1 protein-coding gene is annotated in these 984 nt (G+C 67.6%); it reads left to right on the forward strand.

Annotated elements, in window-relative coordinates; genetic code table 11:
- Positions 1-71: 71 nt before the first annotated feature.
- Positions 72-984, forward strand: a 913-nt coding sequence (locus FHP25_RS40470) for an integrase core domain-containing protein (protein WP_178134152.1), incomplete at its 3' end; no start/stop codon positions are given.

The raw sequence follows: 984 nt of genomic DNA on the forward strand, positions 1-984 counted from the left end.
TGTACAGACCGATTAGATCGGTGACGGAATAGACCGGATACATCGGTAACAGTTTTGGCATGGAGGTGAGCATGCCGTGGCTGGAGACCGATGCGATGAAGGAGCGTAGGCGAGTGGTGCTGGATTGGCTGAGCGGCGATTACAGCAAGGCGGATCTGGCGCGGCGCTACCGCGTGAGCCGCAAGACGGTACACGTGCTGCTGTCGCGGTTCGAGGCCGAGGGCTGGCCCGGGGTGGAAGAGCGCTCGCGGGCGCCGCACAGGCACGGCCGGGCGGTGGCGGCGGCGATCGAGCGGCGGGTGGTGGAAGCTCGTGGTGGGCATCCGAAGTGGGGGCCCAAGAAGCTGCGGGCCTGGTTGCAGGCCAGGGAGAGTGGGACGGCATGGCCGGCGGCCAGCACGATCGGGGATATCCTGGAGCGGCACGGGCTTGTGGAGCGGCGGCGGTTGCGATCGGCAGCGATGCCCGACTGGTGGGGTGAGCTGTCGGCGATCGAGGGTGCGAACACAGTGTGGGGGATCGACTACAAGGGCTGGTTCCGCACCGGTGACGGCTATCGCTGCGAGCCGTTGAGCCTGAGCGATCTGCACAGCCGCTACCTGCTGCGGCTGGTTGCGATGGAGCGGCCCAGCGGGGCGGCGGCCTGGGCAGTGCTGGAGGGGGCTTTCCGTGAATATGGATTGCCTGAGCTGCTGCGCTCCGACAGCGGTCAGCCGTTCGCAGGTCCTGGGCTGCATGGCTTGTCGCGCTTTGCCGTGAAGGTGATCAAAGCCGGCGTGACGCCGGAACGGATCGCGCCGGGCAAGCCGCAGCAGAACGGTCGTCATGAGCGCATGCATCGGACCCTGAAGCTTGAGGCGGCGAGTCCGCCGGCGGCGACCTGGCGCGGCCAGCAGCGTCGGTTTGCCGCCTTTGTCCGCCAATTCAACGAAGAGCGGCCGCATGAAGCGCTCGGCCAGGTGCCACCGGCGCGGTGCTACCAGC

Source organism: Vineibacter terrae (assembly GCF_008039615.1).
GTDB classification, from domain to species: domain Bacteria; phylum Pseudomonadota; class Alphaproteobacteria; order Reyranellales; family Reyranellaceae; genus Vineibacter; species Vineibacter terrae.